11 protein-coding genes are annotated in these 14,216 nt (G+C 36.8%); 7 read left to right on the forward strand and 4 right to left on the reverse strand.

Going from position 1 to position 14,216, the window contains the following annotated elements; all coding sequences use genetic code 11:
• Positions 1 to 103: 103 nt before the first annotated feature.
• The 5 genes from V3Z67_RS13680 to V3Z67_RS13700 all read left to right on the forward strand — a co-directional run bounded on the left by V3Z67_RS13680 (position 104) and on the right by V3Z67_RS13700 (position 8,269).
• A complete protein-coding gene (locus V3Z67_RS13680) occupies positions 104 to 2,458 on the forward strand; it encodes an arylsulfatase (protein ID WP_330443839.1) in 2,355 nt (784 codons plus the stop codon).
• 264 nt (positions 2,459 to 2,722) lie between these two features.
• On the forward strand, positions 2,723 to 3,760 hold the full coding sequence (locus V3Z67_RS13685) for an HAD family hydrolase (RefSeq protein WP_330443840.1): 1,038 nt from the start codon (positions 2,723 to 2,725) through the stop codon (positions 3,758 to 3,760).
• Positions 3,761 to 3,800: 40 nt separating this feature from the next.
• The gene (locus V3Z67_RS13690; protein WP_330443841.1) at positions 3,801 to 4,589 is read left to right on the forward strand and encodes a hypothetical protein; all 789 of its coding nucleotides are present in this window, start codon (positions 3,801 to 3,803) and stop codon (positions 4,587 to 4,589) included.
• Positions 4,590 to 4,918: 329 nt separating this feature from the next.
• Positions 4,919 to 7,351: an arylsulfatase gene (locus V3Z67_RS13695; RefSeq protein WP_330443842.1), complete on the forward strand. Its 2,433-nt coding sequence runs from the start codon at positions 4,919 to 4,921 to the stop codon at positions 7,349 to 7,351.
• A 120-nt stretch (positions 7,352 to 7,471) separates the two neighbouring features.
• Entirely contained in the window at positions 7,472 to 8,269 is a 798-nt protein-coding gene (locus tag V3Z67_RS13700; RefSeq protein WP_330443843.1) for a DUF2490 domain-containing protein, read from the forward strand.
• Here the strand turns inward: V3Z67_RS13700 and V3Z67_RS13705 are convergent, their stop codons facing one another.
• Positions 8,270 to 8,758, reverse strand: coding sequence for a YqhA family protein (locus V3Z67_RS13705; RefSeq protein ID WP_330443844.1), 489 nt, complete (start codon positions 8,756 to 8,758; stop codon positions 8,270 to 8,272). It abuts the gene before it with no gap.
• Positions 8,759 to 9,041: 283 nt separating this feature from the next.
• On the opposite strand from V3Z67_RS13705, the gene V3Z67_RS13710 reads away from it, so the two are divergent.
• Positions 9,042 to 10,073 (forward strand): CBS domain-containing protein, encoded by a 1,032-nt coding sequence (locus V3Z67_RS13710; RefSeq protein WP_330443845.1) that lies wholly within the window; start codon positions 9,042 to 9,044, stop codon positions 10,071 to 10,073.
• 156 nt (positions 10,074 to 10,229) lie between these two features.
• Here the strand turns inward: V3Z67_RS13710 and V3Z67_RS13715 are convergent, their stop codons facing one another.
• The 3 genes from V3Z67_RS13715 to V3Z67_RS13725 form a co-directional block, all read right to left on the reverse strand.
• Complete coding sequence (locus V3Z67_RS13715) at positions 10,230 to 10,406, reverse strand: histone H1 (RefSeq protein WP_035134746.1); 177 nt, start codon at positions 10,404 to 10,406, stop codon at positions 10,230 to 10,232.
• A 106-nt stretch (positions 10,407 to 10,512) separates the two neighbouring features.
• The gene (locus V3Z67_RS13720) at positions 10,513 to 11,553 is read right to left on the reverse strand and encodes a DUF4932 domain-containing protein (RefSeq protein ID WP_330443846.1); all 1,041 of its coding nucleotides are present in this window, start codon (positions 11,551 to 11,553) and stop codon (positions 10,513 to 10,515) included.
• A 211-nt stretch (positions 11,554 to 11,764) separates the two neighbouring features.
• Positions 11,765 to 11,956, reverse strand: coding sequence for a cold-shock protein (locus tag V3Z67_RS13725; RefSeq protein ID WP_035134749.1), 192 nt, complete (start codon positions 11,954 to 11,956; stop codon positions 11,765 to 11,767).
• An 844-nt stretch (positions 11,957 to 12,800) separates the two neighbouring features.
• On the opposite strand from V3Z67_RS13725, the gene V3Z67_RS13730 reads away from it, so the two are divergent.
• Complete coding sequence (locus V3Z67_RS13730) at positions 12,801 to 13,721, forward strand: sterol desaturase family protein (RefSeq protein ID WP_330443847.1); 921 nt, start codon at positions 12,801 to 12,803, stop codon at positions 13,719 to 13,721.
• The last annotated feature ends 495 nt before the right edge of the window (positions 13,722 to 14,216 follow it).

Here is a 14,216-nt window from a genome sequence, read left to right on the forward strand (position 1 = left end):
CGGTTATTTCTCTTAGTGTGTCAAGGGGATTTTTCATATGGATTAATACTACTCTTCAGGGAATACTGAAGTGTTTTTATATAGTAATTTAAACCAACCAGCAATGAAACATTTTTTTACTTTTTGTATTGTCATATCGTTTATGGCAGTATCCTGTAACAATTCTGGGAAGAAGGAGAATGATACTCAGAATGAAGATAGAGAAGGTAGTGTTTTACCACGCCCTAATCCTGAGTTTAAAGGTAAGATAGGAGAAACTTTTGAAACTTCTACGCCTGATTTTCCTCAGCCTTACAAGGCAAAAGAGGGGGCTCCAAACATAGTTATAATACTTTTGGACGATATAGGTTTTGGTCAGCCCAGCGTTAACGGAGGACTTATTAATACTCCGGTAATGGACAGTCTTAAAAATATAGGCCTTTACTATAACCGATTCCATACTACAGGTATATGTTCTCCTACAAGAGCTGCTCTTTTAACAGGTAGAAATCATCATCAAAGCGGTAATGGTACCATTACTGAGCTTAGTACGGGTTACCCGGGGTACAATAGTATGTGGGGTAAAGACCTTGCTGCAATACCAGAAGTACTAAGTCAGTATGGATATAGTACTTCGGCTTACGGAAAATGGCATAATACACCCGATTGGGAAACAAGCGCTATAGGCCCTTACGACCGTTGGCCCACAGGTATAGGGTTTGAACATTTTTACGGCTTTTTTGGTGGAGAAACCAGCCAGTGGGAACCGCAGTTAATATTAAACACTCAAGCTATAGAGCCACCATCATTGCCTGAAGAGGGTTATCATTTAGGTAAAGACATGACAGACCAGGCTATTACATGGATGAAAACCCAAAAATCAATAGCTCCTGAACAACCATTTTTCACCTATTATGCAACCGGCGCAGCACATGCTCCACATCATGCCCCTAAGGAATGGATAGATAAATACAAAGGAAAGTTTGATATGGGGTGGGACAAATACCGGGAAATAGTATATCAAAACCAGCTTGAACAGGGTATAATACCACAAGGCACCAAACTTACAGAGCGACCAAAAGAAATTCCGTCGTGGGACTCCCAATCTGCCGATGCAAAAAAATTGTTTGCCAGACAGATGGAAGTATTTGCAGGCTTTTTGGAATATACCGATTATCAGATAGGCAGGCTATTAAAAGCTATTAATGAGCTACCTGATGCTGATAATACTCTTGTATTTTTTATTGTAGGAGATAATGGATCTTCGGCAGAAGGAAGTATGTCGGGCACCAGTAACAACATGTATACCCAAAATGGTTTCCCAGATACTGTAGAAAGCCAGTTAGCTATTATGGATGAGCTTGGCGGGCCTAAACATGAAAATCATTTTGCTGTTCCGTGGAGCTGGGCAGGAGGTGCACCTTTTCAATGGATGAAACGTGTTCCGAGTCATTTTGGCGGAACCAGAAACAGTATGATAATCACATGGCCACAAGGAATTGCTGCCAATGGAGAAACACGCTCACAATTTCATCATGTTATTGATATTGCTCCTACAATTTATGATGTACTAGGCATTACATTCCCTACAAGTGTTAATGGTGTAGAGCAGGTTCCGCTAGCCGGGGTAAGCATGAAATATACTTTTGAAAATGGAAATGCAGAAGGCACAAGAAAGATACAGTATTTTGAAACAGGAGGGCATCGTGCTATTTACAATGATGGTTGGGTAGCAGCAAGTTTTCATGGTGCCCCTTGGATACTTACAGGTTCTAAAGGCTTTAAGGATAACCAATGGGAGCTATATAATATAAAAGATGACTTTTCTGAAGCGGTAGACCTGGCAGCTAAAAACCCTGAGAAACTTAAGGAGTTACAGCAGTTGTTTGATGAGGAAGCAAAAAAATATAATGTTTATCCGCTTGATGACCGCTTTGCCCAAAGGGCTCAAATACCAGACAGACCCAGTAATGTGAAAGGTAAAACTAAATTTGAATATTCGCAGGGTGTTGTAAGGATTCCTGAGGGATCTGCACCACCTATTTATGCCAGAAGTCATGATGTCACAGTAATTGGGCAAAATAAAGGTAATAATAGCGGAGTACTTGCAGCCGAGGGTGGAGGTGCCGGAGGATGGACACTTTATGTAAAAAACGGTAAAGTGTACTATGATTATAATTTCTTTGGAAAAGAAATATATTCTGTAGCTTCAAACACTACACTGCCTAAAGGTAATTTCAGCATAAAAATGGTTTATACCCAAACAGGTAAGGAATATGGCGATGGCGGTACGGCCGAGTTGTTTATAGATGGAAAACCGGTAGGTAAAGGAGATATACCAAAAGTGGTTCCGGTTAGGTTTAGCGCTACCGAAACACTTGATATAGGTACAGATTTAGGAGCCTTAGTTAGCGACTCATACGGACACAATAATTCGTTTAATGGAGTTATAGATAAAGTAATTATTGAATTGAAATAATCTGTAATTTTTGAAATTCTTCTGTTTTGACAGGACTTTATTTTACAACTTTAAACTACATACAAAATACTGCAGGCGGGAACTAGGCAGTAGTGCATATTCAGGTTAATTAATGTAATTGTAATCCCCGCAATATTTCCCCGCATGTAAATGCGGGGAAATTGATTTAGCATAGTATATCGGTTGTTTAATTATTCGATTTTAGCCCCCTCTTTTCACAAGATAAAACTTACTGATGCAATAATCAACCAAAACCACAATACAATGAATGTAAAATTAAGCGTAACAAGGCTATTTACCTTTTGTTTGCTACTTGCCTTTTTAATAGCATGTAAGCAGGAGCCTTCTAAAGAAACTGAGCTAACAACAGTACAAACTTCTGAAAACAGTGACCCACTGCCATCATGGAATGATGGGGTCAGTAAAAATGCCATTATCAGTTTTGTGAAAGATGTAACTACCGAAGGCAGTGCCAATTTTATTCCGGTAGTAGACCGTATTGCCACGTTTGATAACGATGGTACACTATGGAGCGAACAACCCGCTTATTTTCAGTTATTCTTCACTATGGATAGGGTAAAGCAGCTTTCGGCAAATCATCCTGAATGGAAAGACAAGCAACCCTATAAGGCCGCTATTGAGCACGACCTGAAAATGCTTATGCAGCAGAGTGATAAAGCTCTTTTTGACATGGTAACGGAAGTACACGGTAATGTAACTGTCGAAGAGTTTGATAAACTGGTAAAAGACTGGATTGCCACAGCAAAACATCCTACAAAAGATGTACTATTTACCGATTTGACCTATAAGCCTATGCAGGAACTTTTAGATTATTTAAAAGCGAATGATTTTAAACTATTTATTGTTTCGGGTGGGGGCATTGAGTTTATGCGTGCCTGGGCTGAAGGCGTTTATGGTATTCCGGATGACCAGATTGTAGGCAGCAGCAATAAAACAGAGTTTGACTACAATAACGGAAACCCGGTTATTAGACTATTACCTGAACTTGAATTTATGGATGATAAGGCTGGCAAACCTGTAGGTATTAATAAATTTATTGGGCGTAAACCTGTTTTTGCTGCCGGAAACTCTGATGGTGATTTACAAATGCTACAGTATACAGCATCAAACAAGTACAAAAACTTTGAGTTATATGTACATCATACCGATTCTATAAGGGAGTGGGCTTATGACAGGAAATCATCTATTGGTACTTTAAACAAAGGGCTTGACGAAGCTGACGAAAAAGGCTGGACAGTTGTTGATATGAAAAACGACTGGAAAACGGTTTATGGTAACTAACCATATCCCCATAAAATACTAACGTTAACACATATAAATTATGAAACATACTTTATTAATAACCTGTGGTTTACTGTTTTGTTTTATGGTAAACGCCCAAAGTGATGATGCCGAACTGGCAAAAAAACTTTCTAATCCTATAGCATCGCTTATTAGTGTGCCTTTTCAAAATAATAGTGATTATGGTATAGGCGAGCTTAACGGTTCGCGCAATACCATGAACATACAACCTGTAATCCCATTAAGTCTTAATGAAAACTGGAACTTAATAGGCAGGGTTATACTTCCTGTTATTACCCAGTATAACATTACAGGACCCGGTGAAAAACAAAACGGACTTAGTGATGCAGTAGTAAGCGGCTTTTTTAGTCCCAAAGCTTCTAAAAACGGTTTAACATGGGGCGTGGGACCGGTATTGCTGTTGCCCGTGGGTACAGATGATTATCTTACAACCAAAAAGTTTGGGGTAGGACCCACGGCAGTTGCACTAAAGCAAAGTAACGGATGGACCTATGGTGCACTGGTTAACCAAATTTGGAGTGTTGCCGGAGACAGTGACCGCCCTGATGTTAGCCAAATGTTCCTTCAGCCGTTTGTAACCTACAACTGGCAAAGTGGCGCCGGTCTTGGCTGTAATATGGAAATGACCCAAAACTGGCAAAGCAGCGATACCACCATTTGGCTTAATCCCACCGTTAGCGGACTAACAAGTGTTGGTGGTCAGAAAATATCGCTGGCAATAGGGCCAAGGCTTAACCTTGCTGCTCCCAATGGCAGTAAGACCGACTGGGGCTGGCGTGCCGTGGTAATATTTCTGTTCCCTAAATAAGCATATAGAATATAAATATTTTTAAAGCCCTTAATTTCAGGGTTTTTTTTATAAATAGTTATCATAAAATACTGTTAACTTATTGGTTTTAAGTGTTTTGTTTGATTAATTTTAATAGTAGATAATTTAATTTAACAACCCTAAATTATTTGGTCGTTACTATTATTAATGCCTCTTTTAATTCTCGTAAAAATCTATTTGTCAACCGTTCTTCCGGTGTGGCTTAGATCCTTCTACAATATGTATTTATTGATGGTAGTTAATTAATCACCAACCGGGCTTTACACCTTAGTACAGCTTTTTCAACCTAACCAATAAATAAGTTTATCATGAGAATTACTACGCTTAAAAAGAGCATATATTTTATGTTCTTCTTTCTTGCTATGGCAGGAACTACAAAAACTTTTTCGCAGTCTGATCCCCGTCAGGTAAGAAAAGAAAACTTTAAAGGAGTTATTGAACTTGATGTAAGGGATTCTAAACCCGACTGGGAACCTTACACACTTAAGTCGGCACCCGAAGGGGCTCCCAATGTATTGTTTGTGCTTTTTGACGATACTGGGCAGGCAGCCTGGTCGCCTTATGGCGGGGCTATTAATATGCCTACATTACAAAAACTGGCAGATAACGGACTTATTTACAGTCAGTGGCATACTACGGCCTTATGTTCTCCTACACGTTCTACGCTATTAACAGGGCGAAATCACCATTTAACCGGTAATGCATGTATTACCGAAGGAGCTAATGGTTTTCCGGGAGCACACGGACGTATCCCTAAGCAATGTGCTACTATTGCTCAGATATTACAGGATAACGGCTGGAGTACGTTTTGGATAGGTAAAAACCATAACGTGCCGGAGCAGGATGTTGCATCGGGAGGATCAAGGGCGCAATGGCCTACCCAAATGGGCTTTGATCGTTATTATGGTTTTTTAGGTGGAGAAACTAACCAATGGTATCCTGACCTTGTAGAGGATAATCATTTTACCGAACAGCCTTATGGTCCTGAAGAAGGCTACCACCTTTCTAAAGATCTTGCCGATAAGTCTATTGAATATATTAAGGACCAGAAGGCAACAAACCCATCCAAACCTTGGTATTTATGGTTTTGCCCAGGTGCTAACCATGCGCCGCACCATGCACCACAGGAGTTTATTGATAAGTACAAAGGCAAGTTTGATGCAGGTTATGATGCCTATCGTGATTGGGTAGTGCCACGTATGGTTGCAAAAGGGATTATACCAAAAGACACTAAGCTGACCGATTTTAATCCGTTACCTCCTACTATTTCAAATCCGGGAGATTATGTGCGTCCGTGGAATGAACTTAACGCCGATGAGAAACGTTTGTTCTCTAAACTTGCCGAAGTATATGCAGGCTTCTCTGAATATACCGATTATCAGGTGGGTAGGATAGTAGAGTATTTGGAAAGAACCGGTCAGCTTGAAAATACTGTTATTATTTATGCTGCAGATAATGGGGCTTCGGGAGAAGGTTCGCCTAACGGATCGGTAAATGAAAATAAATTCTTTAACGGTTATCCCGATGAACTTTCGGAAAACCTGAAATATCTGGATAAATTGGGAGGGCCAGATACTTACGAGCATTACCCTACAGGATGGGCAGCAGCATTTTCGGCTCCCTATAAAATGTTTAAACGATATAGCGAATATGCAGGGGGTACTTGTGACCCGCTTGTAATATCTTGGCCTAAAGGTATCAAAGCACGCGGGGAAGTAAGGAACCAATATCACCATAGTACTGACATAGTTCCTACCATACTTGATATTTGCGGACTTGAAATGCCGAAAACCTATAATGGAGTAGGGCAATATCCTTTATCAGGAGTTTCCATGCGTTATACTTTTGATGCAAAACCCGATGCTCCAACTCAAAAGCATGTACAGTATTATGCCATGTTAGGTAGTCGTGCTATTTGGAAAGACGGCTGGAAAGCTGTGGCATTGCACGCTCCGCTAATCGGTAAAGGAAATTTTGAGGAGGATGAATGGGAACTGTATAATGTTAATGAAGACAGAAGCGAATCGAACAATCTGGCAAAAAAATATCCGGATAAGCTAAAAGAAATGATTGACCTTTGGTTCGAGGAAGCTGATAAGAACCTGGTACTTCCGTTAGATGACCGTACAGCCGTTGAACTTTTAGGTATTGAGCGCCCCTCGCAGGAAAAACCAAGAACAAGGTATGTTTATTATCCGGGAACTGCTCCAGTGCCGGAGGGTGTTGCGGTTAGTATTCGGGGTCGTTCCTATAAAATTGTAGCCGATGTGGAGGTAAAAGATGCCAATGCTCAGGGAGTACTGTTTGCACACGGTTCACGCTTTGGCGGTCATTCGCTGTTCATTAAGGATAAAAAACTGTACTATGTATATAACTTCCTGGGTATTAAACCGGAACAGAAGTTTATATCATCGTCTAACATTACTACAGGTAAGCATACTTTTGGTGCCGAGTTTATACGTGAAAAAACAGGTGACAAAGGCGAACAGATAGGTAAGCTACTGCTATATATAGACGGTAAGAAAGTTGCCGAAGGTCCTATGAGAACACAACCGGGTAAGTTTACCCTTTCGGGTGACGGTCTGTGTGTGGGCTTTGACAGTGGTGATGCCGTTAGTGAAGAATACAAAACCCCGGGTACGTTTAAAGGCGGGACCATACTGGGGGTAGGTATAGATATTAGTGAAGAAAGCTTTGAAGACCTGGAGGCAGAAGCTGCCAGAATGATGAAGAGAGATTAATTCTCATATAAGCGATTTATTTTAGCCCCGAGCCTGAAAGAGTAAGGGGCTTTTTTTTGTATTTTTAAAACGCTTATAATTTGCTTACGGTTAGTTTTTTACTCCTTACTTTTTTATAAAATGAAAATTTTCTTTTTAAGAGATATAAAATGCAGGTTACTGTATTTAGTTTTCCTGCTAACTGTGAGTCAGTCCCTGTTTTCCCAAACCGAAGATTACGGTCAGTTTTGGAACGGGTATTCCTTTATAAGGGATATAAACCCGAAATGGGGTATTGATGTTGCCGGAGGCTTTCGTACCAGTAGCGTGCCGGGTAACAGCAGTTTTATGTCGCAGGTTACTCGTATTCATGGTAAGGCAGGGGCGAGGTGCTACATTTCTAAACGCTGGACACTGTTTGCTTCGTTTGGTTATTATCTTAACCGTCATGTACCCGAACTTTCACAAAGAAAAGCACCGGAACTCAGAACTTCCATACAGGCCAATTACCTTATGATAAAACAAAGATTCAGGCTTGGTATTAAAACGGGTTTGGAAGACCGTCATTTAAAAAATGTAGACAATTATTTTGAGTCGGTTTTCAGGTTACGGTTACAGCTTAAGGGAGTCTATCCTTTAAACGGCCCCGTAATAAAGGAAAAGGTACTGTATAGTTTCCTTTCGGATGAGGTTATGTTAAAAACCAAAAGCAGCGTAAGCGGATCTTCCGTTTTTGACAGGAATCGTTTTAATGCAGGTTTTGGCTATTCGTTTGTTAACGATTTGCAACTGGAAGTTTCTTATGTGCATGATTTATTGCCAAGGAATGACAGAACGGTATCGTACCATGTATTACAGGCCAACGTAATTTTTACTGATTTCCTTCCTAACTTCAAAAAGAAATATAAACGTGAAAAAACAGCTATAGAAGGGCAGTAGCTATTCTCCTTTTTTTAGGAAGTAAAGGCTTAGGGCCAGTATTAGTATGGCACCCGGCAATATAAGCTGTGCTGTGGAGAAAGGCTCGTTCTTAATAATTTTATGCAGTGCCAAATCGCCTATATAGGTAATAATGAAAGTAGTAAGTATGGCTTCCCAAAGTATTATTTTAAGCTCGGTTAGTGATTTTATCTGTAGCCATTTGGGAAGTTCGGTAAACAGTTTTGCTTTTTCTTCTGTTTCTTGTTTAAAGAGTAGTGTTATACCTATGGAAAAAATAAAGAATACTATGGACAGCAGTACAAAATCTACCGTTTGCAGCAGTCCTACAGCCATTTTAGCAGGCTTGTTTTCGGTTTGCTCAAAGGTAATCATTATGGTATGGATTAGGTCTACCACAGCGAGGGAAAGCATTATGAGTCCGCAAATAAATACCAGTGCCGATATTAACTTAGATATATTTCCCAGTAAATTAAAAAAGAGCCTCATAATTGGTTGGTTTTTAAAGTATTAATTTACTAATACCCTGTTAAAAACTAAAACCGATTATGTTTTCTTTAACATATTAAAAACCAATATGATGAGGTTAAAATTTCTCTGGTTCTTGGTTTTTTATTTTGATGGTAAGGTTACTTACACGTTTTAGATATAAGGGATAATTATAAGGTTTGTAAGAAAAGCGGTAGGTAAAAATACGGGGAAGTATAAAACAGGTGGTTTAGCGGGTATTATTTTAGTTGTAAAAGTATATTTTTAGTAAAATAAGTAAAATATGAGTAAAAAAAACTTTTTAGAGATATTAGAAGAAGTCAAAACTACGCGAAAACCTATTAAAACCTATCCAAGTGTGGCATTAAAACATTTGGGGGTTTCACGTAGAGGGATTAGAGTTAATGAAACAATTAATGAATTATTAGATTCTTATGAGGTTTATTCTTCACCAGATTTTGGTAATGTATGGTTCTATGATCCGATTGAAATTATCCCTAAGCCGAAAGTGAAAGCAGGTAATGAGGATTATGAAATTGATCCTGTTCCAAGGATAAGCAAATTGAAAGCGGCAAACTTAGATAGAGAGTTTGAAGAGGAAAAAGGTAAAGGTTTAATTTCTGTTACACGAGATACAACTATCCAAGAAGCAATTACTTTGATGATTTTAAATGATTTTTCTCAATTACCTATTTTTTCTCATCCTAAAGGAGAAGTTGACGGAATGATTAGTTGGAAATCTATAGGTAGAAATTTAGGGTTAGGAAAAACATGTGTTACAGTAAATGATTGTAAAGAGGATATAGCTATACTTAAATATGATACACCTCTTTTTGAAGCCGTAAAGGATGTTTTAGATAAAGAGGTTGTACTTGTAAGAAAAAAGGATAAAACAATATCCGGTATAATTACTACAACTGATATTGGAGAAGAGTTTATATCATTAGCAGAACCATTTTTATTTATTGAGCAAATTGAAAATCATTTAAGAAGACTGTTACATGAAAAATTTTCTCCAGATGAAATTCAATTTAATTCAAATTATGAGGAGAAGGTTAAAGAAATTAAAAAATTAAGTGATATGACTTTTGGTCAATATGTTAGAATATTGGAACATCCTGACCGTTTTCATAAATTGGGATTGAATATTGACAGGTCTTTATTTGTAAAACAATTAGAAGAAGTTCGATTAATCAGGAATGATATTATGCATTTTGATATAGCTAATAAAAATGACATTAGACATATTGAAGTATTAAAGCAGACTTTAAATTTCATGAATACTCTTGCAGCAGCAATAAAACAAAAAAAATAGAATGATTAAATAGCATCGTTAATTGATGGTGATAATGCACGGCTAAGTCTGTTAAAAGAGATTGACATAATCTTTTATTATCAACTTTAATTAAAAGTAACAAAAAAGCCTGCAAAATTTGCAGGCTTTTTTATGTATAACTATACAGTTATAGTCTTATTTTTTAGACTCTTCAACAGAAACTTTTCTGAAATCTTTCATTAGTTTGCTTACTTCAAGAGCTGCTTTACGGGCACGAGTACCTGCTGCTTTGTTACCTTTCTCGATGTGTTGCTCAGCTTCTGCTTTAAACGATTCAAACTGTGCGTTAATCTGGTCAAATAATTCTTTCATGTTATACTGTATAATATATTGGTTACTAATTGGTGTAAAGATAGTATTTACAGGGTATCACTCAAAATTGATAACTATTTTTTAACGCTTGGTTTCTTATGTTTCTTTATTGTTTGTAATTTTCTAAAAACTGTACTATCTCCAGGTAAAAGGTATCAATCTCCTTAAAAGAAGTCCTGTTAGATAAGTATGAATTAAAAAAATTATAAAGTGGTTTTGCCAGTTTGAAATGTTTTGCCTGATTGTTAATCTCCTCAATTCCCTTTTCGTTACCAAATTTTTGGGCTAAAATGTGTGCTGTACAAACCCTTACAAGTAGTTCATCAAGTTCGTTTTCCCATTCGGTTTCATTTAATACCTCTCCGCTACTTGTGGTGAGGAACAGGTGACGTATTTTATACAGACGCTGGCGGTATTTCGGGATAAACTCTTTAAGGAACAGGTGGCTTATTTCGTGTGTTACTACATTAATGTAGGGTGTAAACAGCACGGGAGATTCATCTGTAAGGTGTTTACTTTCATCATTTAAATATGCCAGCCTAAACATTCGGTCATTAATAAAGCCGGGATCATTGCTGTTAATAGCATTACTGCCCAAATTGTTTAGCAGGTCCAAATAAATAACAAACCTACTTTCAACAGTAGTACCGTAAAAAGATTGTATGTGGTTTATTATGCCCGAAGCTATTACAGCATCTTTAGCATTTTGACAAACTGACTCGTATAGCTTTTTGTGTTTATTGATAAAGCTATGCATATTTGTATCGGCATAAAATTTATTAAAATGGTAAAGAAATGTTTCCGGAGATGAGCTTCTTATGTAGTTAACTTCGGGATTAACAATAATAGTAAACGGATGTTTCTTTGAAAGGAAAAGCCCTAGTGAGGCCATATCATAACCGTCCCATGTGTCAAGATTTCTGTACCAGTTTAATGATTGGTGGTTTTTATAAGCCTCAAAATACAGTTTTACATCCCTGTAGTATGTTGACGGAGTAGGCTTAGTGTCTAAGGTATCTGCCGTTGCTAAGGTGTAAAAAATACTCAGGGCTTCCATCCTGTTATCTACTTTTATATCTAAATTGTACTGAGACCATAACAGGGTAGGGAGTAGTAAAAGGTAAAATTGTAAAAATTTAATAGTCATGCTAGTTGGTTTTCACCAAGCAAGGTAATTGTTTGAGGTGGTTAACTCAACTATATTTTACTTTTTTTAAAAGGAAGAATATTCTAATTTAAAGAGGCTGAACGAAATATAGAGTTTTGTTGCTTTTAGTATTATATTAAGCCTGTTAACAGTAAGGCAAAAAAAAAGCATCTGTAATTATCAGATGCTTTGTACCGGTCGTTGTAGAGTATTAAGCTACTACTACGTTTTTCGCGCTTGGGCCTCTTTGCCCTTCTTCAACGTCAAAACGAACTACATCGTTCTCACGAATGCTTTCTGTTAGACCTGAAACGTGAACAAAGATATCTTTACCTCCGTTACTTGGAGTAATGAATCCAAAACCTTTTTCTTCATTGAAGAATTTAACTGTACCTTCTTGCATTGTAAATAAATAAATTAATTTTGAGGTAAAGATAGTATTTTGAATTTAACTTATTGAAAAATAATAAATTATTTATTCAAATAAATTGTATTTAAGTTGCAATCACCTGCTTTTATGCATGTTTCGGGGTTTTATGATGTTTTTGAACATGCAGATTTCTCACCATTTTGCACAAAATTTCTATAAATTTACAGTGTAGGAAAATAAAAAAGCCTGCAAAAAAATGCAGGCTTTTAATTTTTGGTTTGGAGAGCAGGATTCGAACTTAGTCGCTCAAACCCGCGTCATTCCATTAAATGTAAATCTAGGAAATAAAATTTCCACGATTTTGCCACAGATTATATATTTGTAGTAAAAGGTTAACTTTCAGATCATAAGAACGCTAATTCTATATATGGAAAGGTATAAGACTATTCCTTTTATGGGCTGTATAAAATGTTTAACAAATAACTTTATATTTTGCATACTTTGTTAATTTCCGATGCAGAAATTAGCAAGCCTTTATACTTTTGAATTTCAGGGTCTTGAGGTGTAATACAGATACGGTTTTTATCCAAATATCGACAAATATCACAAACAAATCATTTGTTTTATATCAGAGATGTACTAGTACAAGGCCGCTGGTTAGATATCAAATATTTTTGATTGAAAAAAACAAATTTGCTAATTTTTGAAAGGATTTTAAAATCACCTATTTGCAGAGGTAAAATACTTAAAATAAGATTTAATTTTTTGTAATTTAAATCTTATTAAAGTTAAAGATATAATAAACTAAGTAATGATATTTGGCTTTCCGTTCTTATATAGGTAGTTTTAATAAATATGAATTTAATCTACTTAATTAATGAATTTTACCAATCCACTTGTGTATGGTGTACCTTTTTTTCTCGGTATAATGTTGCTTGAATTAAGCCATAGTAAAATTACGGGAAGGAAAGACCTTTATAACTGGAAAGACTTGGCCTGTAGTGTCTCTATAGGTATTGGATCAGCTGCGATAGCAGCGTTACTGAAAACAGTAACAGCTATACTATTATTTAATTTAGTTTATGATTACTTCAATCCTCTTACAGAGAATGGAATTAGGATAAATATCTTTGGGTGGGATGCATTTGGATATGCATGGTATATATGGTTACTTTGTATGCTTGCAGACGATTTCAGCTATTATTGGTTCCATCGACAAAATCATATGGTTCGTTTCTTTTGGGCCGCTCATTTTGTACATCATTCATCTGAAAAATTCAATTTAGGAACAGCGGTACGAAATGGTTGGTTTACTCTTATATACAAACCATTCTTCTATTTATGGATTCCCGCTTTGGGTTTCCCCCCTGCAATGCTTCTTGTATGTTTAGGCATTGAATCGCTCTGGCAGTTTCAGTTACATTCCACCTACATTCCCAAATTAGGTTTTCTGGAAAATATACTTAATACACACACGATGCATCAGGTGCATCACGCCCGAAATTTAGAATATATGGATAAAAATCACGGAGGTATCTTAAATGTATTTGACAGAATTTTTGGTACTTGGAAGGAACTGGATGAAAGGGTAGAAATAGAATTTGGGGTAACCAGTCCACCGGATTCCTATAATCCCGCAATCATATTGATTCACGAATACAGAAATATAATCAAGGATACCAAAAAGTCTTCTAACTGGAAGTATAAGTTTATGTATGTTTTTGGTCCGCCCGGATGGAGCCATGACGGAAGTACTAAAACGGTTAGACAAATGCGTGAAGAAAAAAAGAAAAAATAAAAAACGTTTGACAGTTAGCCGAAACATTATACGTGAACTAATCAATGAGTTTTATATATAAATTATAGTAGTGATGAATAAGTTATTTTTTGATATCTGAGATGGCTTTTTAAGAATTTTAATTATAACCATACTTTCCTATATTGTGCTGGTTGCTATGCTCAGAATATTGGAAAATAGAACTCTGATAAAATAAAGCTTTTTTACTTGGATTATTATAATAAATCCACTCCTTCAGGAGTGGATTCTTTTTTTTTATCGGTTTACGTTAATTTATTGAGCTTACGGTGCTGTGTTTTGCTTATTATTACCGTATCCGAATTTTGAGTAGGTACATCTATGTTATCACTATTGCTTTTAGGAGTGAAAGAGACTCTGGTGACCATTAATGGAGTTATCTTGAACATTTTAGGATTCATTATAATTCTCCTAACGGCACGAAATTAACGCCGGTACAGAGACAGATAGTCATCATTAAAATAAATTTTTCATAAG

This window comes from Flavobacterium sp. C4GT6 (genome assembly GCF_036347315.1).
Taxonomy (GTDB): domain Bacteria; phylum Bacteroidota; class Bacteroidia; order Flavobacteriales; family Flavobacteriaceae; genus Flavobacterium.